Origin of the sequence: Afifella sp. JA880 (assembly GCF_025379905.1) — a bacterium.
GTDB lineage: Bacteria > Pseudomonadota > Alphaproteobacteria > Rhizobiales > Afifellaceae > Afifella > Afifella aestuarii.
Window position 1 is genome coordinate 379,504 of sequence record NZ_JAOANH010000003.1, and the last position, 20,099, is coordinate 399,602.

Consider the following 20,099-nt stretch of genomic DNA (forward strand, 5'->3'; position numbering starts at 1 on the left):
GCAGACAAGAGATTGAGAAAGGCCGCACGTGACGCGAGAAGACGGGCTGACTTTTGCCTGCCGACCGCATTAGGATGCCTGCCACGATGCGCAGCAGAAACACCCCCATCATTCTCGTCACCGCCGATGTCCGTCCCGCCGACGGCTATGTCTGGCATTCCGTGGCCGAAACCTATCTGAGGGCCATCACCAGCATCGGTGCGGTGCCGCTCATCCTCCCCTCCATGGCCGACCGCATCGATCTCGATGCCGCAGTGGAGATGGCCGACGGCGTCCTCGTCACCGGTTCGCGCTCCAACGTGCATCCGGACCGCTACGGCGTGGCGCCGGAGGACAAGCACGGGCCGTTCGATCCCTCGCGCGATGCGACGACCCTTCCCCTCATCCGCCTCGTCCTGCAGCGCGGCCTGCCGCTCCTCGCCGTCTGCCGCGGCTTTCAGGAGCTGAATGTCGCGCTCGGCGGCGCGCTCTTGTCGGAAATCCAGGAGATCGAGGGCCGCTTCGACCATCGCTCGCAGGCCGACGAACCCGATCAGCGTTTTGCGCTCGCCCACGACGTCACATTCCAGCCGGACAGCCGTCTTGCGAAGATCGTCGGAAACCAGCGCATCCGCGTGAATTCCGTCCACCGCCAGGGCGTCGACCGGCTCGGCCGCGGCCTCGTCGTGGAGGCGACCGCCGATGACGGCACCATCGAGGCCGTGCGCGTCTCCGATGCCGCAAGCTTCGCTTTCGGCGTGCAATGGCATCCGGAATACTGGGCGGAGAGCGATCCGCCCTCGCGGGCGATCTTTGCCGCCTTCTCGGAGGCGATCCGCCAGCATCAGGACGCCAAGGCGAAAATCGCCGCCGAACAGGATACCTGACCGGGTGGCGGCAGAAGCCTAGGCGAGAGCCCCCGCCAGCAGAAGCCCGCCAAGCGCGGTGATCGCGAGCGCCCCGCCCCATTCGAGCACCGAGACGAAGGCCGCGCCGGCGCCGGGCCGCGTCTGAAGAAGCTTGGCCGCCACGCCCTTGGCGCCGACGGCGAGCGCGGCAAGAACCGCGACCGTGAGCCCGGTCCCGAGCGCCATCAAAAACGTCGCCGCGACCCCGGCCCAGAAGATCTTCTGCGACAGCGCGAAGACGAGGACGATGAGGGCGCCCGAACACGGCCTCAGACCGACGGAGACGACGGCCGCGGCCGCCCCGGCCAGTCCGCGGCTCTTCTCCACCAGCGCCGCATCCGGCACATGCCCGCAACACGCGCCATGATCATGATGGTGATCATGAGTATGCCCGTGCCCGTGATCATCAGGGTGGTGGTCATGCGTATGCCCGTCCTGAAGATGCGCCGCGCGGAGATGCACGTCATGCCCATGCGCCCCGGCCGCAGCCGGCGCGAGGCCGGCAGTCGCAGGACGCATGCCGACGGAAAGCCGCGCGAAAAGCCGCCGCGATTTGCGCAACAGCAGGAACAGGCCGAGCGCCAGAACGAGCCCGTAGCTGCCGATCTCGAAGGCCCGCGCCGTATCGGTGATGGCAAAGCTCGTCAGCCCCAGAACCGCCGCAAGCGCGCCGATCAGCGCCACCGCCACCACCGCCTGCAGGAACGCCGCCAGGAAGGCGATCAGAACCCCGCGCCGCGCCGTCTTCTCGTTGGCGAGGATATAGGACGAGATCACCACCTTGCCGTGGCCGGGTCCGGCCGCATGCACGATGCCGTAGATGAAGGAGACGCTGCCGAGCCACCAGAAGGCCGACCCGTCGGAAGCGAGCCGCGACAGGGTCGCCGTCAGCTCGCGGTAGAACCCCTTCTGCAAGGCGGCGATCATCGGCACGAGCCCGGCGCCGCCGCCCTCGCCCGGCAGGCCCACGCCAAACGGCGAGGTCGCCGCCTCGGCATTGGAGACGAGGCAGACGAAGGCCGCCAGGACGATCAGCGGCACGAGCGCGACAAGCGCGACAGGCGTATCCGGCCGCACACTCCCCTCTCGCCGCATCAGGGACATGTGATCATCGCGGCATTCTCCGTGCCGGCCGTCAGGCTCTTGAATTCCGCGGGAAGCTCGCGCTGGTCCGCGCCGATCGTTGCGAGCATCGCCGCCGCCGTCGCATCCGGCTCCTCGCCGAGCGTCACCTCGAGCTTGCAGGAGGCCGGCGCATCGGCAAGCCGCACCGCCTCCTTCGACGGCAGCGAAAAGGCGACGAAATATTCCGGATCGGAGACGACGAGCTCGACCGGCGCGTTCGCCGCGATCGGCTCTTTCAGCGGCAGGGTGAAATGCAAAATCAGTTGCTTGCCGCTCGGCTGCAGCCAGTAATCGACCGGATCGCCGAGCTTCACCGGCTCGCCGCCGGCGGTGAGCTCGGTGAAGAAGCCATAATCGGCAAGCGAGGTAACGTTGACCTCCGCCAAGGGCTTCAGCTCCTCGGCCGACAATTTGCCGTCGCCGTCGGCGTCGAGCCCCTGCGTCGCATAGGCGGAAAACGCCTCGTCGAAGCGCCAATGATGGCGGATGCCGACGATGCGCCCGCTTTTGTCGAAGGAAACCTCCGAGGCGACATCCACCCACACATGCGGATGCGCCAGCGCCGCCCCCGGCAAGAGCGCGAAGGCCAGAACGAGAAGCGAGAGCAATCGGCGCGCCATCGGGCAGTCTCCGGTCATCGCATCCGACCCAATCGGCGGACACACAGGCGCTTTCTCGCACAAGTGCGGCGACAGCGCGGCGGAATAATCTTTCGCCCGACGTCGCGGCAGAAAGTCATTTGCCCCTCCGCCCGCGGCTTTTTGGCGCTCCTCCAGCCAGAAGCTTTCGCGCCGGGCGCTTATCTCTGCGCCAAGAGGAAACGCCTAAAAAAACAAAAAGGACCTGAGCCATGCCCGTCATCGCCTTGTCGGAAGCCGAGCTTGCAAGCCATCCCGCCTTCGAAGGACACGAAGAGGTGGTGCGCATCGAAGACGAAGCGGCAGGCCTCGCCGGCTACATCGCCATCCACGACACCACGCTCGGCCCCTCCCTCGGCGGCTGCCGCGTCTGGCGTTACGCCGATGAAGGCGCCGCCCTTGAGGATGTTCTGCGCCTGTCGCGCGGCATGACCTACAAGAACGCGCTCGCCGGCCTCAATCTCGGCGGCGGCAAGGCCGTCATCATTCTCGCCCCCGGCGTGCCCAAGACCCCGGCGCTTTTTGAGGCCTTCGGCGCCGCGATCGAAGAACTCGACGGCCGCTACATCACCGCGGAAGATGTCGGCACCAGCCCCGCCGACATGGCCGATGTCGCCCGCGCGACGAAGCTTGTGCGCGGCACGCCGGCTTCGGGCGTCGCCGATCCCTCGCCCTATACGGCGCTCGGCGTCTTTCACGGCATTCTCGCCGCTGTCGAATACCGTTTCGGCTCGAGCTCGCTGGAAGGCATCCGCGTCGCGGTCCAGGGGCTCGGCCATGTCGGCTGGCGCCTTGCGGAAAAGCTGCACGAGGCCGGTGCCGATCTTCTCGTCGCCGACATTGACGCGAAAGCCCTGGCGCGCGCCGAAGAGGCCTGGGACGCGCTCGCCGTGCCCGTGGCGGAAATCCATGCCGCGCCGGTCGATCTCTTCGCCCCCTGCGCCCTCGGCGCTGGGCTCAACCGCACCACCATTCCACAGATCCGCGCCGCCATCGTGGCGGGCGCCGCCAACAACCAGCTCGCCGAGGCGGACGACGCCGCGCGGCTGCGCGAACGCGGCATTCTCTATGCACCCGATTACGCCATCAATGCCGGCGGCGTCGTGGCGCTCGCTTTGGCCGGCGCCGGTCGCTCGCAGATGGAAATGCGCGACAAGGTGGAGGCGATCGGTTCAACGCTTGCGTCGATCTTTGCGCGCGCCGCGGAAGAGAGAACGACGACGGCCGCGATCGCCGACCAGCTCGCCGAAGAGCGGCTGACCGCCGTCAAGCGGCGCTCGCAGGCCGCCTGAGGCGCCGACACACCAAGGCATCGGGCCGCTGGGAAGCGGGAAGCGGGAAGGACCGCGCTCCTAGTCCGCGGACCTCTAATCCGCAAACGAGGCAAGCGCCGCGTCGGCCGCCGCGGTGCCGGAAATGAACGCCGCCTCCGAACGCGCGGCGATGCACCAGTCGCCGCAGGCGACGAGCCGTCCTTTCGCCCCGACGAGGCAGGGCTCGCCCGCGGGTTCCGCGACGAGCGCCTGACGCCAGCGCCGGATTTTGCGGGCCATCAAGGGCGGCAGAGGCCCGTCCGCCTCGGCGGCGAGAAGGTCAAGGAGCCGCTCCGACAGCTCGTCTTCGCGTGCGCCGAAATGCGCTTCGGAAAAACCCGCCGATGCGTGCACGACGAAACTCTCCGTATCGCCCCGGCCGGCCTTTGAACTGTTGCGGATGGCGACGCTCAAATCGCCGCGCCTTGAAATCCAGTCGGCCGTGATCGGCACGGCGCCGTCAAAGACGAAGAGCCCCGCGATCGCCGGCCGCATCACCACCTCCGACAGGCGATCGAAGGGCTTGCCATGGGCATGCAGCAGCGGTTCGGCGGCAGACGCGGGAAGCGCCACGATCACCGCATCGAACGGCCCGATCGGCGCTGAATTGCTTTGCAGGAGATAGCCCTCGCTCGCCCGGCCGATCCGTTCGACCGCCGTATGCGTGCGGATATCGAGCCCCTTTCCGGCGAAATCGGTGAGGCCGTCCATGCTCGGAAGGCCGATGAGCCAGGGCTCGTCGCTCTCGCGCCCCGAGGGCGCCCAGCCGGTCGCCTTGCCGGCGAAGACCGCCTCTTGCATGAAGGATTTGAAGGGCTCTTCGCGGGCCGTGACATAGACTGCGCCCGCATCGACCGGCACGCCGGCGACCTCTTCCGAGGAGAGCCGCCCTCCGGATTTTCCGGCCGCTTCAAAAAGGATGGGGTCGAGCCCCGCCGCACGCAGGCGCCTGGCGGCGGCGAGACCGGCGAGACCGGCCCCGATGATGGCGATCGATGCGTCCTTCAAATGTCCTCCTCGTCGCCTTTCCCAAAGCGCCTCAGGGCGCGGTGCCGATGCCGGGTTCCGGCGCGCCCGGCGCTGGTTCAAGCAAAGCTGCGGGCCGCCGTAAAGCCCTGTCGCGCCTCATTGTTCGGCAAGACACTCGCGCAGGTCGGCAACCGCCACCTCACGCACGAGTTCCGCCATGCCCCGCGCCTGGTGCCGGGCGATCGCCGCCCCCGCTTCGGCGCTCGCCGCGGCGGCGTTGCCGACGACCCCTTCGGCATTCAGATCCTCGGCAAGCCAGCCATAGCCGACATCGCCATAGGCGCGAAGATGGCGATAGCGCTCGGTAAGCCCGCTTTGCCGCGAGGGAAAATTCTCCAGAGAAAGATGCCGGACGAGATCGGGCTTGAAATGCAGCATCAGGGCGGTTTCGACAAAGCCGCCGTGAATGCCGACGGCGCGCTCGAAATCGTCGGCAAGCTCCGACGGCAGACCGAAGCGCCGCCAGCTCGTCGTCACCGCCAGAAGCCCGTGGCGCGCCCGAAGTTCGAGCACGGCCGCCCCGGCCGAGGGCGTGTTGCCGCCATGCGAGCTGATCAGAATGAGTTTCCGGAGGCCCGCCGCCGCCACCCCTTCACCCATGGTGACGATCGTCTGCGTCATCTGCGCCGCCGAAAGCGACAGCGTGCCGGCAAAGGACATGTGTTCGAGCGAGGCGCCGACGCTGACCGTCGGAAGAAGCAGCGCTTCGACATCGGGATCGAGCGTTTTCGCGAGCTCCCCCGCAAGCCCTTCGGCGATGTGGCAATCGGTGCCGAGAGGCAGATGCGGCCCGTGCTGCTCGGTGGCCGCGATCGGCAGGATCGCCACGGTGCGCGCGGGATCGCATCGGGCAAGTTCGGGGCTCGTCAGATCCTGCCAAAGGCGCAACATGGGAAGCCTCTCCAACGCGTCTCACATCCATGTGAAAAGCAAATACGCCGGCTCTGCAACGCCTTTTGCGCAAGGGAGCCGTGCCGCCGCCGATGAGGTCTAGAGATGAGGGCGAGAGATGAGAGAACGATGAGAGCTTGCTTTCCGGCCTGGAAGGCCCTTTGCATGTGAAATGGTCTCCCTTTCCGAAGACGCAGGCGCTGGCGCCGCCGCGGCGCGCCTGCGTGCGCTTCTTCTCATCATGCTCGCCTTTCTCTGCTTCGCCTGTCTCGACACGACGGCGAAATATCTCGGCCAATGGCTGCCGGCGATGCAGATCGTCTGGGTGCGCTTTCTCACGCATTTTGTCCTGACGCTCGTCATCTTCCGGCCGTGGCGCGACATGGCGCTCTGTCTGCCGCGCAACAAGAAGCTCCAGGTGGCGCGCGCCTGCTGCCTCGTCGGCTCGACCTTGTTCAACTTCCTGGCCGTGCGCCATCTTCAGCTCGCCCAGACGGTCAGCATCTTCTTCATCGGCCCCTTCATCGTCACAGCCCTTGCCGGGCCGATGCTCGGCGAATGGGCGGGGCCGCAGCGTTGGGCGGCGGTCGTCGTCGGTTTCATCGGCGCGCTCATCATCATCCAGCCGGTGCCGGGGGCCTTCGAGCCGGCGATGCTTCTCTCGGTCGGGGCTGCGACCTCGAACGCGCTCTACGTCATCCTGACGCGCCAGATGGCCGGGCGCGAAACCGCGCAGAGCATGATCGTCATGCCGGCGGTCCTCGCAAGCTTCGCCATCGCGCCGCTCGGCATCGCCCAATGGGAGACCGTTCCCAGCACCTTTCTCTGGGGTCTCCTCATCGCCACCGGCTTTTTCGGCGGCCTCGGCCATTGGCTTTTGATCAAGGCGCACGAGCTCGCGCCCGCGACCCTGCTTGCGCCTTTCGTCTACAGCGAGATTCTCTGGATCACCGCCCTCGGCTTCGTCATATTCGGCGATGTTCCGCCGCGTTCGACGGTTCTGGGAGGTGCGATTATCATCTTGAGCGGCCTTTTCATTCTCTATCGCGAACGGCGCACCAGGACGCCTCCCTCGATTGAACCGCGCGCCTGAAAAACCCGTCTTCCGGTTCGCGCCGAGCCCGAACGGCTATCTGCATCTCGGCCATGCCTATAGCGCGCTCCTCAACGAGCATGCCGCCAAGGCCGTGGGCGGACGTCTCCTCCTGCGCATGGAGGACATCGACTACACCCGCGCCCGCCCGGAATTCACCGACGCGATCTTCGATGATCTCGCCTGGCTCGGCATCGCCTTCGAACAGCCGGTTCTGTGCCAGAGCCACCGCTTTCCGGCCTATGCCGGCGCGCTGGCCGCCTTGGATCGCCTCGGCCTTCTCTACCCAGCGTTCTTGAGCCGCTCGGAAATCCGTGGCGCCATCTCTGAAAAGGAAAAGACCGGCCATGCCTGGCCGCGCGATCCCGACGGCGCCCCGCATTATCCAGGCCTTGAACGCGACTGGTCGCGGCAGATGCGCGCCGACAGGATCGCGACCGGCGCCCCCTATGCGCTGCGCCTCGACATGCGCCGGGCGCTCGCGGGCCTTGAGCCCCTCGCCTGGCAGGAACTCGACCTTGAATCTGGCGAAACCACACGGGTGAGCGCCCATCCGAGCGGCTGGGGCGACGTCATTCTGGCACGCAAGGACGTGCCCGCGAGCTATCATCTCGCCGTCACCCTCGACGATGCCTATCAGGGCGTCACCCATGTCGTGCGCGGCGCCGATCTCGAAGCGGCGACCTCGGTCCACCGCCTCCTGCAGGTGCTGCTCGGCCTGCCCGCGCCCTTCTACCACCATCACCGGCTGATCCTCGACAAGGAGGGCCGCAAGCTTGCGAAATCCGCCGGCTCGACCGCTTTGGCCGATCTGCGCGAAGCTGGCGCCACGCCCGAGGAGATTCGCTGCAGCCTGGGCTTTGCGCCGCGGGCGGCCGCATCCGTCGCCTGAGGTTCCCGTAGCTGAAGTTCAGGTAAAAGCGCGCAACACCATCAGCCAGAAAGCAACGCCGCCGACGCCGAAGGCCGTCGAGATCAAGGTCGTGTTGGAGGCGAGCGCCTCGCCGGTGCCGAAGCGGGTGGCAATGAGGAAGGCGTTGACGCCGGTCGGACAGGCCGCCACCAGCACCAGCGCGGCCGTCGGCACCGGGCCGAGCCCGACGAGGAGCGCCACCGGCAAAACGACGAGCGGCATGAAGAAGAGCTTCATGCCGGCAAGAACCGCACCCGCCGGGATGTTGCGGGCGATGCCGTAGCGGGCGAGACCCATGCCGCAGGCGAAAAGCGCCACCGGTCCCGCCACGTCGGCGAGGCTGTCGATCAGCTTTTCGGCAAGCCCCGGGATCGGCAGATGGAAAACGTGCCAGATACCGCCCAGGATGATGCCGATGATGAGCGGATGGCGGATGAGTTCGAGTGCAAACGCCCCCCACATGGCACGGCTGCTCTCCACCTCCGCCACGAGCCCGTCGCGCCGCCGCGCCCAGGTGTTGAGGGCGAGGCTTGCCGCCATCATCACCGGCAGATGCACCGAGACGAGAATGAGGACGACCACCGTGCCGGGATCGCCATAGGTGGCGCGCGCCAGCGGAATGCCGATCAGAACCGTATTGGCGAAGGCCGCCGACACGCCCGCGACGACGCCTGAGCGCGTGTCGCGCTTGAACAGCCGCCGCACCAGCACATGCGCCACCGTCCAGGTGACGAGCACGCCCGAAAAATACGCAATCCAGATCCGCCACGGCGACAGGCCGTGGAAATCGGCATGCGCCAGCGTGCGAAAGAGAAGGAGCGGAATGGCGATGGTGAAGACGAAATCGGCGAGCGCCCCGCCGGTCTCCATCTTCAGGAGCTTGAAGCGCGCCGCGAGATAGCCGATCCCGATGAGGCCGAAAATGGTGAGGACGATGCTGGCGGTGTCGGACATCGGCGTTGGCGGCGTTGGCGGCGTTGGCGGCGGTTGCAGCGGCTTGGGCCGCTATGGGTCACTGTGGGCGAAAGCGGGCGGCTGTGGCGGCAAAATTCGGATCTCCTTCCGCCTTAAGCCGCCGCCACTTGATTGCCTAGAAGGAAGCGGGGACAAGGGCTGAAGAAAAGCTCGATTTCACGCTCCCCAGACTGGGGGACCAGAAGAAAGGCGCGCATGGCCCGCAGCATCTTGATCACCGGCTGCTCGTCCGGCATCGGCCGCCATTGCGCCCTCGGCATGGCAAAGCGCGGCTGGCGCGTCTTTGCCACGGCGCGCAATGAGGCGGATCTCGCGGCCCTGCGCGAAGCCGGCGCCCGCTACGGTCTCGAAGCGCTCTATCTCGACTATGCCGACGAGGCCTCGATTGAAGCTGCCTTGAACTCCGTGCTCGCCGCCACGGAGGGCCGCCTCGACGCCCTCTTCAACAACGGCGCCTATTCGCAGCCCGGCGCCCTTGAAGACCTCTCCTCTGCCGTCCTGCGCGCCCAGTTCGATGCCAATTTCTTCGGCTGGCACGAGCTCACTCGAAGGGTGATCCCGGTGATGCGCCGCCAGAATGCAGGCCGCATCGTCATGAATTCCTCCGTTCTCGGTCTCGTCGCGCTCGGCTTCCGCGGCGCCTACAATTCCTCGAAATTCGCGCTCGAAGGCTACACCGACACCTTGCGCATCGAGCTTGCCGACACCGGCATCGAGGTCGTGGCGATCGAGCCCGGCCCGATCGCAAGCCGCATGACGGAAAACGCCGTCGCCGCCTTCCATCACAACGTCGACATCGACGCCTCCGTCCACGCCGCCTATTACCGCCGACGCCTCGCCTCCATGGAAAAAGGCGGCAACACCTTTGGGCAGCTCGGGCCCGAAGCCGTTCTCGACGTTCTCATCGAGGCCTGCGAGGCACCCAGTCCCGCGACCCATTATCCGGTCACCCGCCAGACCAGGATCGCCGCCTTCGGCCGGAGGCTTCTGCCGCGCCGGTTGCTGCACAAAGCCGCGACGCGCGCCACCAATTAGGAAAAACCAGAGCCCGCTTCCGCCGTCTCTCAGATTTGCGTCTCGTCTGTGCCTGGCTTAATGCGGATTACTTGTCCTCAGCCAAGGCAGGAAAACCATGGAATATCTTGGTCCGGTCGCCGTCCTTGCCGTTCTCGTCGTGCTTGTACTCGGATTGTGGAACATGCTGCGCGGCGGCAGCCCCAATCGCTCGCAAAGTCTGATGCGCTGGCGCGTCGGTCTGCAGTTCCTCGCCGTCGTCGTTTTGATGGCGGGCCTCTGGCTCAGCACCCGCTGAAATCTCGCCGGGCAGCATCTGAGACGCGTGCCTTTGTGGCAACAATCGCTGAAGCTTTGGCTGCCTTTGGCCACCTTTCCGGCAAACACCGTTGCCGCGCCCGGCCGGCAAAGCTAAAGCCGAAGGAACAATTTCACGGGGCTGTGATGCGGTTATTGAGCTTTGGCGCAGGTTTGGTTGCGCTTTTCGGGACGTCTGCGGCGCTGGCAGCGGATCTGCCGGCCGATCCTGTCGACCCTGTCTATTATGCGGCCGAGCCGGTCAGCACCTATCATTTCTTTGACGAAGTGCGCGTCGGCGCGACAGGTTTTCTCGACGATCGCGAGCGTCTCACCGACGAGGAAGACGGCGTCTTCCTCAACGGCGAAGTGCTCTTCGGCAATCCGATGACGCCTTTCGACAACCGCTTCGTCGATTTCCTCTTGCGCCCGCGCCCGCATATCGGCGGCACCGTCACCACCTCGGGCGGCACCAATCAGGTCTATGCCGGCCTCACCTGGGACTACAATCTGACCAACCGGATTTTCGTGGAAGGCACCTTCGGCGGCACCATCCACGACGGCAACACCGATCACGCGGAAACCGGCGCCCGTCTCGGCTGCTCGGCGCTGTTTCGTGAGAGCGCCGGTCTCGGCGTCAACGTCACGCAGCATCTGCGCGTCATGGCCCGCATCGACCATTCCTCGAATGCCGGCCTTTGCGACGACAATGACGGCCTCACCCATGCCGGCGTGATGGTGGGCTACAAGTTCTAAGCTCTCTTGAGGCCCATTTGGGCCTCAGCCTCCCCGGCGGCGTCGCTTCCTTGCCGGCCGCCGGGCGCCGCTGCCGAAGGCAACCGAGCGGAAAGAAATTTCGCCGCACGCAACGCTGCGACACTCTCTCGCGGGACGTGCTTCAATCTTCCCCGAATTGCCCTAGTGTTGCCTCCGCCTTGAGAACGGAGAAGCCGATGGTCGTCCTGAACAAGATCTACACGCGCCAGGGCGATGACGGCACGACCGCGCTCGGCACCGGCGAGCGGCGGCCGAAATACGATCTGCGCGTCGAAGCCTACGGCACTGTCGACGAGGCGAACGCCATTCTGGGCATCGTGCGCTCCAGCCTCGATCTCGCGCTCGGCGAGCCGATCGCCGAAGTCGACACCATGCTCGCGCGCATCCAGAACGATCTCTTCGATCTCGGCGCCGATCTCGCCTGCCCGGATGACGGCACGCCGCTCGATTACGAGCCGCTGCGCATCCTCCACTCGCAGGTGGAGCGCCTGGAACACGATATCGACCGGCTCAACAAGGAGCTGTCGCCGCTGCGTTCCTTCATCCTGCCGGGCGGCACCACGGCAGGCGCCTATCTGCACCTCGCCCGCACCGTCGTCAGACGCGCCGAACGCCTCGCCGTCTCCCTGGCAAGCCACGAGCCGCAAAAAGTCGGCGCCCCGGTGATCGAATATCTGAACCGGCTGTCCGATTTCATGTTCGTCGCGAGCCGCTGGGTGAACGGCAAGGGCGAGAGCGACATCCTCTGGGTGCCGGGAAAGAACCGCTGACGGCACCGCCGCCGGCCCCACATAGAAGCCCCGGCGCAGAAGGCGTGACCTGGAAGGCGTGACGTAGACGATGTTCCTGCCGCTCCACGACGCCAATCCGCTCGGCTATATCCGCCGGCCCTATGTCAACTGGTCGATCATCGCGATCACGGCGGCATGCTTTGTCCTGACGGGCGGCTTGGATGCGGCGCGCGTGCAGATGGCGGCGATCTCGCTCGGCCTCATCCCCTCCGTCGTCAACGACATCGCCGAATTGCCGCCGGGCTTCGTGCTGATCCCGGAAGAGCTGAACTTCCTCACCTATGCCTTCCTGCACGGCAACATCATCCACCTCGGCGGCAACATGCTGTTCTTGTGGATCTTCGGCGACAACATCGAAGATGCGCTCGGCCATCTGCGCTATCTCGCCTTCTATCTCCTCGGCGCGGCGGGGTCGGGCTACATCTACACGCTCGCCAATCCCGCCTCCGAAGCACCCCTCATCGGCGCTTCGGGCGCGGTCGCGGCCATCGTCGGCGGCTATCTGATCCTGCATCCGAAGGTCAAACTCTGGGTCCTGGCCTTCGGCCGCATCCCGCTTCGCCTTCCCGCTTTCATGGTGCTCGGCGCCTGGCTCGTCTTTCAGATCGCCAATCTCGTAATGTCGACGCCGGAATCGAGCAATATCGGCTGGTGGGCGCATATCGGCGGCTTCGCGCTCGGCGCCGCGCTCGTCGTGCCGCTCCGCCGCCGCGGCGTCCCCCTCTTCGACCGCGCTTTGCCGCGCTGAGCCAGATCACGGCGCCGAAGCTTCGGCATCGAGCTCAATCGGGACGTTCGCCGCCGGAAGCCCGGGCAAAGTCGGATCTTGCCTCGAAGGTGATGTCACGATCATCGCTCGGCAAATCTGCCGGAAGGTCGGCACGGCCGCCAACGACGACACCGGTGTCCGTCACCAGCCAGACATCCCGCGCGTCACTGCCGAGGATCTGCCCGGACACGACCTCTCCCGGCTGGGCGGTGCGAACATCGTGCGCCAGCGGATCCTCTCCCAGCCGCCGAAGATCGTCGAAGACGGCCTGAAGCGCCGTCTGGCGGCCGGGATCGGTGGCATCGCAAATCAACTGGATCATCGCCTGACTTGACGGGTTGGCCGAGGTCTCCTTCGACACCGCGATCATGCGCGGCTCCGAGATGAGCGAAAAGCGGACCTCGTGCCCGTACTCGCGCCCGAGCGCGGCGATGAACGCTTCGGTCGTGCGTCCGTTTCCTTCCCGGAACGGGTGGACGTAGTTCAGCTCCCCCATCACGGCGCCGGCGACCTCAGCGAACCCGCGTGGCGTCGAGCCCCGCAAAACGTCCCGATTTCGTATCGGTCTCAGCGCCTCGTTGAGGCCCATCTCGATGCGCGAGCCGTGGAGAAAATGATCGCCGCCCTTCGACATGGCACCGACCGGCTCGACCTGTTGCCCCTCGACCCTCACCCGTTCGTTGCGGAAGTGGCCGGCCCATTCGAAGACCTCTTCGAAGAGGAAGCGATGGACGGCTTTCAGATGCGCCTCGTCGAAATTGCCTGTCGGCCCTTCCCCAAGCCGCATCCGCACCTGGCGTTCGAAAGTCGCTGGATATTCTCTTTCGCGAAGTTCGGAATGCGTGCGGACCCCGAACTTGTTTTTGAGAACGTCACGATGGTCGTCATCGTCGATCTCGGTCGGATAGGTGTAGGAACCCTTGGCGGCGGCCATGACGATACTTCGGGCGGGAGAGCGGGGAGTGACCGCGCCCCATCTCTGAGGCGGCGGAGCTTGGCTTGCGTCGCTCTAAACCTGCCTGCCGATGGCGTGCAGCTCTTCCATGGTGATCTCGCCAGACACGAATTGCTCCATGGCGGCGGCGTAAGCGGGGCTCGGCGACAGACCCTGACGATAGTTTGCGGCCGCCGCCTCTTCGACGGCACGCCGACGGCGTTCGACGGCTTCGGGCGATCGGTCCGGGCGCTTCTGCTCGACGTTCATAGTTGAAACTCCTCGCGTCGAGAGAATAGCACAATGCAGCCGAAAAAGGGAAAGGCGATAAGCCTTCCAAGGCCGGAATTGGCGTCCCGATAACCCGCCAAGAGAGGCCCGATAACCCACTAAAAAGAGGAATGAGAGCCGCAGATATATTTGTGGCTCTCTTGGTCCGGAAGATCTGACGAGGCGCGCCGATCGCCCCTCTGACTTTCCGCGGTTTGGCCCTCCTTTGCCGATCGGCTATGCCACCGCACCGTCATCTGAAATGGAGCCCCGTTTTCAAACCGCTCTCGCCTATGCCGTCGCGGCGATTGCCGAGATAGCCGGCTGCTTCGCCTTCTGGGCCTGGCTTCGGCTCGACCGATCGGTCTGGTGGCTGGCGCCGGGTCTCGTCGCTTTGCTCGTCTTCGCCTCGGCGCTGACCTTCGTTGAGACGGATGCGGCCGGGCGCGCTTATGCCGCCTATGGCGGCGTTTATATCGCCGCCTCGCTCCTCTGGCTGTGGAGCGTCGAAGGGCTCAGGCCCGACCGCTGGGATGTGACGGGCGCCACGATCTGCCTTCTCGGCACGGCCGTCATCCTTCTCGGCCCCCGGGCGCCCTGAACCCGGCCTTCAAAACCCGCCTGCGCCGCTCAGCTCCCCATCAGCTTCCCATCAGCTTTCCATCAACTCTGCGGAATGCCGCGGTGATAGTCGGCGCCCCACAATTGCTTCAGCCGCTGGTCGCGGCCGCAGCCTTCCCGGTAGCCCTTATAGGCATAGGCCTTGGTGACGTAGCCGAAGCGCGACAGGATGCGCTCGTCGCTCTTGTAATAGTTCTGGTGATAGGCCTCGGCCGGCCAGAATTCCCCGGCCTTCTCGATCTCCGTGACGATTTTCTGGCCGAGCTCTTTTTCGGTCGCCGTCTTGGACGCCTTTGCCGCGGCAAGCTGCTTGTCGTTGAGCGCAAAAATCGCCGTCGTGTAGCTGTCGCCGCGGTCGCAGAACTGCCCGCCCGCATCGGTCGGGTCGACGGAATGCCAGAAGACGTCGAGGAGCTTTTCATAGCTGACGACATTCGGATCGTAGGTGATCTTCACCGCCTCTTTGTGGCCGGTGCCGCCGGCAGAGACCTGATGATAGGTCGGATTGCGAAGATCCCCGCCGGTGAAGCCGGAAATCGTCTCCTTCACCCCCGGCACCTTGTCGAAATCGGCCTCCACGCACCAGAAACAGCCGCCGGCGAAGATGGCGGTGTCTTGGCCCCCTTTTGCTTGGCCCGCCTTCTCCTGCGCCCCGGCGGCGGGTGCGAGGGCAAGCATGGCGAAAGCTGCGGCGACAGCAAAAATGGCTTTCATGACAAAACCTCACGAGCATCCTGGCACCGATATGGTGCAGCCCGCCGCCTGCGACGAGGCGCCTCACGCGGCTTTGACGCACGAACGGAGGCTGACGTTAACGGAAACTTTGGGGTGCGCTCTCTTGCCACCGTCGGTGAGCAACGCTAACCGGGGGCAAACAACGGAGGTTGCCTGATGAAAGTTCTCGTCCCGGTCAAGCGGGTGCTCGATTACAATGTGAAGGCGCGCGTCAAGGCCGATGGCTCCGGTGTCGACCTCGCCAATGTGAAGATGTCGATGAACCCCTTCGACGAGATCGCGGTCGAAGAAGCCATTCGCCTCAAAGAGGCGGGCAGCGCGGAGGAGATCGTCATCGTCTCCGTCGGCCCCTCGCAGGCGCAGGAGACGATCCGCACGGCGCTCGCCATGGGGGCCGATCGCGGCATCCTCGTCCAGGCGGAAGGCACGGCGGAGCCGCTCGCCGTCGCCAAGATCCTGAAGGCCATCGTCGAGGCCGAGGCGCCCGGCCTCGTCATCATGGGCAAGCAGGCGATCGACGACGATTGCAATCAGACGGGCCAGATGCTTTCGGCGCTTCTCGGCTGGTCGCAGGGCACCTTCCTGAAAGAGCTTCAGATCAAGGGCGAGGAAGCGGAAGTCACCCGCGAGATCGATGGCGGTCTTGAGACCCTCTCGATCGCTCTGCCGGCGGTGGTGACGGCCGATCTGCGCCTCAACCAGCCGCGCTACGCCTCGCTTCCCAACATCATGAAGGCGAAGAAGAAGCCGATCGACACGAAGACGGCCGACGATTACGGCGTCGACCTGACGCCACGCCTCGAAGTCGTGGAGACCCGCGAGCCGGCCAAGCGCCAGGCCGGTGTCATGGTGGGTTCCCCGGCCGAACTCGTCGAAAAGCTCAAGAACGAAGCGGGCGTACTCTGAGGGATCGCGAAATGACCATTCTACTCGTCGCAGAACACGACAATCAGAGCCTCAACGAGGCGACCGCCAAGGCACTCACCGCCGCCAGGGAAATGGGCGGCGACGTTCACATTCTCGTGGCCGGCAAGGATGCGCGCCCGGCGGCCGAAGAGGCGGCGAAGCTTGCGGGCGTCGCCAAGGTGCTTCTCGCCGAAGACGAGCCGCTCGCCCATCATCTCGCCGAGCCGATGGCGGATCTGATCACGGGCCTTGCCGGCGATTACGACGCCGTCCTCGCCCCCGCCACGACGAGCGGCAAGAACGTCATGCCGCGCGTCGCCGCTCTCCTCGACGTGATGCAGGTTTCCGACATCATCGAGGTCGTGGCGCCCGACACCTTCAAGCGCCCGATCTATGCCGGCAACGCCATCCAGACGGTGAAGGCGAAAGACGCCAGGAAAGTCGTCACGGTGCGCACCTCCGCCTTCCAGGCGGCCGAAGCAGGCGGCGAAGCGCCGATCGAGACGGTGTCGGCCCCGGCCGATTCCGGCAAATCGCGCTATGTCAGCGCCAAGATCCAGGAAAGCGAACGCCCGGAGCTCGCCTCCGCCAAGATCATCGTCTCCGGCGGACGGGCTCTCGGCTCCAAGGAAAAGTTCGACGAGGTGATGCTTCCCTTCGCCGACAAGCTCGGCGCGGCGGTCGGCGCAAGCCGGGCCGCGGTCGATGCGGGCTATGCCCCCAACGACTGGCAGGTCGGCCAGACGGGCAAGATCGTGGCTCCGGATCTCTACATCGCCTGCGGCATCTCCGGCGCCATCCAGCACCTGGCCGGAATGAAGGATTCCAAAGTCATCGTGGCGATCAACAAGGACGAGGAGGCACCGATCTTCCAGGTCGCCGATTACGGCCTCGTCGCAGATCTGTTCACGGCCCTGCCGGAACTCACCGCCGAACTCGACAAGGCCGGCGCGTGATCTAGATCGTGGCCCCGTAACCTTCAGTGACGGGCCCTTCCCTGCGTCGAGAAGGGCCCGTTTCAACACGGAAAATGTTGCGACGCACCACTTCCCCTTTCCCGAAGCTTGTTCAATATTCAACGCAAGCGCCAGCAACAGAGATGATCCATGGCGGATGAGATCAAAACGGTCGCCATAGTCGGTGCAGGCCAGATGGGCGCAGGCATTGCCCATGTCTGCGCTTTGGCCGGTTACGATGTGATTCTGCACGACAATTCGCCGGATCGGCTGCAGGCGGGGCTTGCCACGCTCGAAGGCACACTTGCCCGCCAGCGCGCCTCCGGCCGCATCAGCGAAGAAGAGCGTCAGGCGGCGCTCGCCCGCGTGCGTCCCGCCAAGGGCGTCGAAGGATTGGCCCCGGCCGATCTTCTCATCGAGGCGGCGACGGAAGACGAGGCGGTGAAGCGCAAGGTCTTCGCCGAAGTCTGTCCGATCCTCGATCCCGAGGCGATGATCGCCACCAACACCTCGTCGATTTCGATCACCCGGCTCGCCGCCGCCACCGACCGCGCCGAACGCTTCATCGGCATGCATTTCATGAATCCGGTGCCGGTGATGGAGCTCGCCGAGCTCGTACGCGGCATCGCGACGGAAGATTCCACCTTTGAAGAGGCGAAGCGCTTCGTCACCTCGCTCGGCAAGAAGATCGCGGTGGCGGAAGATTTTCCCGCCTTCATGGTCAACCGCATCCTGATGCCGATGATCAACGAAGCGATCTACACGCTCTATGAAGGCGTCGGCAATGTGGAGGCGATCGACACGGCGATGCGGCTCGGCGCACACCATCCGATGGGCCCCTTGCAGCTTGCCGATTTCATCGGTCTCGATACCTGCCTGTCGATCATGCAGATGCTCTACGAGGGCCTCGCCGATTCCAAATACCGCCCCTGCCCGCTTCTGGTGAAATATGTCGAGGCCGGCTGGCTCGGCCGCAAGGCGGGTCGCGGCTTCTACGATTACCGCAGCGACGAGCCGGTGCCGACCCGCTGAGGCCCGCCATCGCGCGCGCGCCTCAGGACTGATCGCGGGCCGCACCCGCCGGCCGGACTGCTGCCCCTCATCCAACCGGACAAAATTCCCGGAGACGACCCATGCCGCCTGTCTTCCGCTCGCTCATTTACGTTCCGGCCGACAAGCCCCGGGCGCTCGCCAAGGCGCGCGACCTTGCCGCTGACGCCATCATCGTCGATCTCGAAGACGCCGTTTCCCCCGACAGCAAGGAAGACGCCCGCGAGGCGCTGCGGGAGGCTCTCGCCGAGCCTTTTTCTGCCCCCGTCATCGTGCGCATCAACGGTCTTGCGAGCGAATGGGCGACGGAGGATCTTCTCGCCGCGCTTGCCGCGCGCCCTGAGGGTCTCCTCATCCCGAAAGTCGAAAGCGCGGCGGATCTGGAGCGCGTCGCCGACGCCCTCGACCAGGCCGATGCGCTCGACCGCATCTCGCTCTGGGCGATGATCGAGACGCCGAAGGCGCTCCTCAACCTCGCGGACATCGCCGCCTCGTCCGAAAGACTGCCGCTCAAAGGCGTCGTCCTCGGCCTCAACGATCTCGCCAAGGAGACGGGCGTGCGCCCGGCCCAGGACCGCGGCGCCTTCCTGCCCTGGATGATGAGCGTCATCGCCGCCGCCCGCGCCTATGGGCTCGTCGCCATCGACGGCGTCTTGAACGATTTCGGCGACGATGCCCGCCTTGAAGCCGAATGCGAACAGGCGCGCGCCCTCGGCTTCGACGGCAAGAGCCTCATCCATCCCCGCCAGATCGGCACGGCGAACCGCGTCTTTGCGCCGAGCGCTGAAGAGATCGCCGAAGCCGAGACGATCGTTGCCGCCTTCGCCCGCCCGGAACATGCCGGCAAGGGCGCCATCGGCCTCGAAGGGCGCATGGTCGAAAGGCTGCATTTACATGTCGCCGAAAGCCTGCTTGCCAGAGCGCGTGCAATCGCCGACAGAGATCCAGCATGAAGCTCTACCGTCTTCTCACCGGCCCCGACGACGCCGCCTTCTGCAAGCGCGTCTCCGCCGCCCTCAACGCCGGCTGGCAATTGCACGGCTCGCCCGCCCTCACCTTCGACACGGAGGCGAAGCGCACGATCTGCGCCCAGGCGATCGTCAAGGAGGCCGACGGCGACTGGCAGGCCGAAAGTACCGCTGAGAATTTTCGCTTGAGCGACTATTGATGAACGGCCGCGCAAAGAGCACAGCATGTCTTGGCGCGGCGGAGTTTGCTTTCCCGCGCCGGTGCAAAGCCATTCGTCGCATGCATGGCATGCATAAGCATTATCCGACCGACGCGTTTGCAACGCAGGATCGGCACGTTATGAAGGGGCCAAGGAGCGTTCGATGAAAGATTTGACTGAACGACAGCGACCGCTGTCGCCCTTCACGCAGATCTACCGCTGGCCGATCACCATGGTCACCTCGATCTTGCACCGCATCACCGGCATCGGCCTTTATATCGGCTCGCTTTTCTTCATTGGCTGGATCGTCGCCCTCGCTTTGGGGCCGGAAGCCTATGGCTGGGCGACCTGGTTCTTCGGCTCGCCTTTCGGCTGGCTCGTCCTCTTCGGCTACACCTGGGTGCTCATGCAGCATCTGATGGGCGCCATCCGCCATTTCATCTGGGACACGGGCGCGGGCTACGAGAAGCCGGTGACGCAGAAGCTCGCCTGGGCTTCGCTCGCAGGCTCCGTCGGTCTCACCGCGCTCTTGTGGATCGTCATCCTCCTCGCCCTCTAGAAAGGCCCCGTCATGCGCACACCGCTTGCAAAAGCCCGCGGCCGCGGCTCCGCCAAGGAGGGCACCGGCCATTTCATGCAGCAGCGGATCACGGCTTTCGCCAACATCCCGCTGGTTCTCGCCTTCCTCTTGATCCTCGCCTCGCTAATCGGGGCGGATTACCAGACGGCCCATGACCGCGTCGCCAACCCCTTCATCGCGGCGATCCTCATCGGCCTCACCTTCAATCTTTCCCTGCACATGCGCATCGGCATGGAATCGGTGATCGAGGATTACATCCACCACGAAGGTCTGAAGGTGCTGAGCTATCTCGCCAACACCCTCTTCACCTACGCGATGGCCATCCTCGGCATCCTTTCCATCCTGATCATCGCCCTTGGAGGCTGAC

General features: G+C 65.4%; 25 protein-coding genes. 17 read left to right on the top strand and 8 right to left on the bottom strand.

Annotated features, from left to right (window positions below; translation table 11 throughout):
- Positions 1 to 86 precede the first annotated feature (86 nt).
- Entirely contained in the window at positions 87 to 866 is a 780-nt protein-coding gene (locus tag NYQ83_RS14810; protein ID WP_261215591.1) for a gamma-glutamyl-gamma-aminobutyrate hydrolase family protein, read from the top strand.
- Between the two features lie 18 nt (positions 867 to 884).
- Here NYQ83_RS14810 and NYQ83_RS14815 read toward each other — a convergent pair whose 3' ends face one another.
- Positions 885 to 1,991, bottom strand: a complete 1,107-nt coding sequence (locus NYQ83_RS14815) for a nickel/cobalt transporter (protein ID WP_261215592.1) — start codon at positions 1,989 to 1,991, stop codon at positions 885 to 887.
- Positions 1,982 to 2,632: a DUF1007 family protein gene (locus tag NYQ83_RS14820; protein ID WP_261215593.1), complete on the bottom strand. Its 651-nt coding sequence runs from the start codon at positions 2,630 to 2,632 to the stop codon at positions 1,982 to 1,984. Before NYQ83_RS14820 ends, NYQ83_RS14815 begins: the two co-directional genes overlap by 10 nt.
- Before the next feature lie 230 nt (positions 2,633 to 2,862).
- On the opposite strand from NYQ83_RS14820, the gene NYQ83_RS14825 reads away from it, so the two are divergent.
- A complete protein-coding gene (locus NYQ83_RS14825; protein ID WP_261215594.1) occupies positions 2,863 to 3,942 on the top strand; it encodes a Leu/Phe/Val dehydrogenase in 1,080 nt (359 codons plus the stop codon).
- 75 nt (positions 3,943 to 4,017) lie between these two features.
- Here NYQ83_RS14825 and NYQ83_RS14830 read toward each other — a convergent pair whose 3' ends face one another.
- On the bottom strand, positions 4,018 to 4,971 hold the full coding sequence (locus NYQ83_RS14830) for an NAD(P)/FAD-dependent oxidoreductase (RefSeq protein WP_164879513.1): 954 nt from the start codon (positions 4,969 to 4,971) through the stop codon (positions 4,018 to 4,020).
- A 117-nt stretch (positions 4,972 to 5,088) separates the two neighbouring features.
- Complete coding sequence (locus tag NYQ83_RS14835) at positions 5,089 to 5,883, bottom strand: creatininase family protein (RefSeq protein WP_261215595.1); 795 nt, start codon at positions 5,881 to 5,883, stop codon at positions 5,089 to 5,091.
- A 172-nt stretch (positions 5,884 to 6,055) separates the two neighbouring features.
- Between NYQ83_RS14835 and NYQ83_RS14840 the strand changes: the two genes are divergently transcribed.
- Both NYQ83_RS14840 and gluQRS read left to right on the top strand, forming a co-directional pair.
- Positions 6,056 to 6,976, top strand: coding sequence for a DMT family transporter (locus NYQ83_RS14840; protein WP_261215596.1), 921 nt, complete (start codon positions 6,056 to 6,058; stop codon positions 6,974 to 6,976).
- Positions 6,960 to 7,868 carry a tRNA glutamyl-Q(34) synthetase GluQRS gene (gene gluQRS / locus NYQ83_RS14845; RefSeq protein ID WP_261215597.1) on the top strand — a complete coding sequence of 303 codons (909 nt, stop codon included), beginning with the start codon at positions 6,960 to 6,962 and terminating at the stop codon, positions 7,866 to 7,868. The genes NYQ83_RS14840 and gluQRS overlap by 17 nt, the downstream gene beginning before the upstream one ends.
- Before the next feature lie 18 nt (positions 7,869 to 7,886).
- Here the strand turns inward: gluQRS and NYQ83_RS14850 are convergent, their stop codons facing one another.
- Positions 7,887 to 8,843, bottom strand: a complete 957-nt coding sequence (locus NYQ83_RS14850; protein WP_261215598.1) for an AEC family transporter — start codon at positions 8,841 to 8,843, stop codon at positions 7,887 to 7,889.
- A 216-nt stretch (positions 8,844 to 9,059) separates the two neighbouring features.
- On the opposite strand from NYQ83_RS14850, the gene NYQ83_RS14855 reads away from it, so the two are divergent.
- The 5 genes from NYQ83_RS14855 (at position 9,060) to NYQ83_RS14875 (ending at position 12,491) form a co-directional block, all read left to right on the top strand.
- Complete coding sequence (locus NYQ83_RS14855; protein ID WP_261215599.1) at positions 9,060 to 9,899, top strand: SDR family NAD(P)-dependent oxidoreductase; 840 nt, start codon at positions 9,060 to 9,062, stop codon at positions 9,897 to 9,899.
- 97 nt (positions 9,900 to 9,996) lie between these two features.
- Positions 9,997 to 10,176 carry a twin transmembrane helix small protein gene (locus NYQ83_RS14860; protein WP_092813172.1) on the top strand — a complete coding sequence of 60 codons (180 nt, stop codon included), beginning with the start codon at positions 9,997 to 9,999 and terminating at the stop codon, positions 10,174 to 10,176.
- Between the two features lie 146 nt (positions 10,177 to 10,322).
- Positions 10,323 to 10,931 carry an acyloxyacyl hydrolase gene (locus tag NYQ83_RS14865; RefSeq protein WP_261215600.1) on the top strand — a complete coding sequence of 203 codons (609 nt, stop codon included), beginning with the start codon at positions 10,323 to 10,325 and terminating at the stop codon, positions 10,929 to 10,931.
- A 197-nt stretch (positions 10,932 to 11,128) separates the two neighbouring features.
- Positions 11,129 to 11,722 (top strand): cob(I)yrinic acid a,c-diamide adenosyltransferase, encoded by a 594-nt coding sequence (locus NYQ83_RS14870; protein WP_261215601.1) that lies wholly within the window; start codon positions 11,129 to 11,131, stop codon positions 11,720 to 11,722.
- A gap of 70 nt (positions 11,723 to 11,792) precedes the next feature.
- Entirely contained in the window at positions 11,793 to 12,491 is a 699-nt protein-coding gene (locus tag NYQ83_RS14875) for a rhomboid family intramembrane serine protease (protein ID WP_261215602.1), read from the top strand.
- 34 nt (positions 12,492 to 12,525) lie between these two features.
- Here NYQ83_RS14875 and NYQ83_RS14880 read toward each other — a convergent pair whose 3' ends face one another.
- Both NYQ83_RS14880 and NYQ83_RS14885 read right to left on the bottom strand, forming a co-directional pair.
- Positions 12,526 to 13,446 (bottom strand): Fic/DOC family protein, encoded by a 921-nt coding sequence (locus NYQ83_RS14880; protein WP_261215603.1) that lies wholly within the window; start codon positions 13,444 to 13,446, stop codon positions 12,526 to 12,528.
- Between the two features lie 75 nt (positions 13,447 to 13,521).
- Positions 13,522 to 13,716, bottom strand: coding sequence for an antitoxin VbhA family protein (locus tag NYQ83_RS14885; protein ID WP_128290594.1), 195 nt, complete (start codon positions 13,714 to 13,716; stop codon positions 13,522 to 13,524).
- 262 nt (positions 13,717 to 13,978) lie between these two features.
- Here NYQ83_RS14885 and NYQ83_RS14890 point away from each other — a divergent pair, with 262 nt between their 5' ends.
- Positions 13,979 to 14,317, top strand: a complete 339-nt coding sequence (locus NYQ83_RS14890) for a YnfA family protein (RefSeq protein WP_261215604.1) — start codon at positions 13,979 to 13,981, stop codon at positions 14,315 to 14,317.
- 62 nt (positions 14,318 to 14,379) lie between these two features.
- On the opposite strand, the gene msrA is transcribed toward NYQ83_RS14890, so the two are convergent.
- Positions 14,380 to 15,051, bottom strand: coding sequence for a peptide-methionine (S)-S-oxide reductase MsrA (gene msrA, locus NYQ83_RS14895; RefSeq protein WP_128290592.1), 672 nt, complete (start codon positions 15,049 to 15,051; stop codon positions 14,380 to 14,382).
- Positions 15,052 to 15,228: 177 nt separating this feature from the next.
- On the opposite strand from msrA, the gene NYQ83_RS14900 reads away from it, so the two are divergent.
- The 7 genes from NYQ83_RS14900 to sdhD all read left to right on the top strand — a co-directional run bounded on the left by NYQ83_RS14900 (position 15,229) and on the right by sdhD (position 20,098).
- Complete coding sequence (locus tag NYQ83_RS14900; RefSeq protein WP_261215605.1) at positions 15,229 to 15,978, top strand: electron transfer flavoprotein subunit beta/FixA family protein; 750 nt, start codon at positions 15,229 to 15,231, stop codon at positions 15,976 to 15,978.
- 11 nt (positions 15,979 to 15,989) lie between these two features.
- A complete protein-coding gene (locus tag NYQ83_RS14905) occupies positions 15,990 to 16,934 on the top strand; it encodes an electron transfer flavoprotein subunit alpha/FixB family protein (RefSeq protein WP_261215606.1) in 945 nt (314 codons plus the stop codon).
- Between the two features lie 150 nt (positions 16,935 to 17,084).
- Positions 17,085 to 17,966 carry a 3-hydroxybutyryl-CoA dehydrogenase gene (locus NYQ83_RS14910; protein ID WP_261215607.1) on the top strand — a complete coding sequence of 294 codons (882 nt, stop codon included), beginning with the start codon at positions 17,085 to 17,087 and terminating at the stop codon, positions 17,964 to 17,966.
- A gap of 101 nt (positions 17,967 to 18,067) precedes the next feature.
- Positions 18,068 to 18,937, top strand: coding sequence for an HpcH/HpaI aldolase/citrate lyase family protein (locus tag NYQ83_RS14915; RefSeq protein ID WP_261215608.1), 870 nt, complete (start codon positions 18,068 to 18,070; stop codon positions 18,935 to 18,937).
- Complete coding sequence (locus tag NYQ83_RS14920; protein ID WP_128290587.1) at positions 18,934 to 19,152, top strand: DUF1737 domain-containing protein; 219 nt, start codon at positions 18,934 to 18,936, stop codon at positions 19,150 to 19,152. The genes NYQ83_RS14915 and NYQ83_RS14920 overlap by 4 nt, the downstream gene beginning before the upstream one ends.
- A 163-nt stretch (positions 19,153 to 19,315) precedes the next feature.
- Positions 19,316 to 19,711 carry a succinate dehydrogenase, cytochrome b556 subunit gene (sdhC, locus tag NYQ83_RS14925; protein ID WP_128290586.1) on the top strand — a complete coding sequence of 132 codons (396 nt, stop codon included), beginning with the start codon at positions 19,316 to 19,318 and terminating at the stop codon, positions 19,709 to 19,711.
- Between the two features lie 12 nt (positions 19,712 to 19,723).
- Positions 19,724 to 20,098: a succinate dehydrogenase, hydrophobic membrane anchor protein gene (gene sdhD, locus NYQ83_RS14930; RefSeq protein WP_261215613.1), complete on the top strand. Its 375-nt coding sequence runs from the start codon at positions 19,724 to 19,726 to the stop codon at positions 20,096 to 20,098.
- Position 20,099: the final 1 nt, after the last annotated feature.